The organism is Pseudomonas helleri (assembly GCF_009600315.1).
In the GTDB taxonomy this organism is placed as follows: Bacteria; Pseudomonadota; Gammaproteobacteria; order Pseudomonadales; family Pseudomonadaceae; genus Aquipseudomonas; species Aquipseudomonas helleri_A.
In genome coordinates this window covers 1-1113 of the sequence record NZ_WIWC01000088.1, presented here as the reverse complement: position 1 = coordinate 1113, position 1113 = coordinate 1, and the positions used below count along the sequence as shown (strand labels likewise).

The following is a 1113-nucleotide window of genomic DNA, read 5'->3' as shown; positions in this document are numbered from 1 at the left end:
GGCGGTTGCAGGAGCTGAGTGCAACACGGTTATTGAATTGAAGCCGGAGCATCATGCCGCATAGCCAAGGCTTCCTGCATCACCTCTCCCATGACTTCGATCGGGCATTTGAAATCGAAGCGCTTACGGGGGCGCATATTCAGTTGCAGGGCGATGGCATTCAGTTGCTCCTGGCTGTGTACCGACAAGTCAGTCCCCTTGGGCAGGTACTGGCGGATCAGGCCGTTGATGTTTTCGTTACTGCCGCGCTGCCATGGGCTGTGCGGATCACAAAAATAAATAGCGACCCCGGTCTGCTGGGTGATTTCAGCATGCCGCGCCATCTCCCGGCCTTGGTCGTAGGTCATGCTCTTGCGCATCGCCAGCGGCATGCCGTTGAGCGCTGCACTGAAGCCCTCCATCGCCGAGGTCGCCGTTGCGTCGTTCATCTTCACCAGCATCAGGTAGCCACTGGTGCGCTCCACCAACGTGCCTACCGACGAGGCGTTGGCCTTACCCTTGATCAGGTCGCCCTCCCAATGCCCCGGCATCAGCCGGTCTTCGATCTCTGGCGGGCGCACGTGAATGCTGACCATCTCCGGAATCTGGCCGCGCCGATCCACGCCGCCAGAGCGCGGTCTGCGCGTCGCCTTGCTTTGGCGCAGGCAGATGATCAGCTCCTTGCGCAGCTCGCCGACCGGCAAGGCATAGATCGCGTTGTAGATCGTCTCTCGACAGACGTAGGCATCTCTGAGGCTGGGAATGTTCATGCCGCGCAGCTTGCCGGCAATCTGTTCAGGAGACAAACGCTCACGCAACATATGGGTCACCAACTCGAAGCGCTCACTGCCCGGCAGAAGCTTGCGCTTAGGGCGACAAACCTGGCGCCGAATGCTCATCTGTCGCTGGGCGCAGCGGGCCGAGTAAGCACCACTACTGCCTCGATTGCGCTTCAGCTCTCGACTGATGGTCGAGGGCGACCTGTCAATCAGGCGAGCAATGCCGCGCAGGGTGAAGCCTTGAGCTTGACTGAGCTGAATGATCGCGCGCTCTTCAACGCTGAGTTCGGAATAGGACATAGGGGCAGCACCGTACCGGAAAGGTCAGGTGTTGCACTCAGTTTTCGCGGCCGCC

1 protein-coding gene is annotated in these 1113 nt (G+C 60.1%); it reads right to left on the bottom strand.

Going from position 1 to position 1113, the window contains the following annotated elements; all coding sequences use genetic code 11:
- Positions 1–29 precede the first annotated feature (29 nt).
- Positions 30–1058, bottom strand: coding sequence for an IS30 family transposase (locus tag GHN86_RS22935; protein ID WP_017246483.1), 1029 nt, complete (start codon positions 1056–1058; stop codon positions 30–32).
- Between the last annotated feature and the right edge of the window lie 55 nt (positions 1059–1113).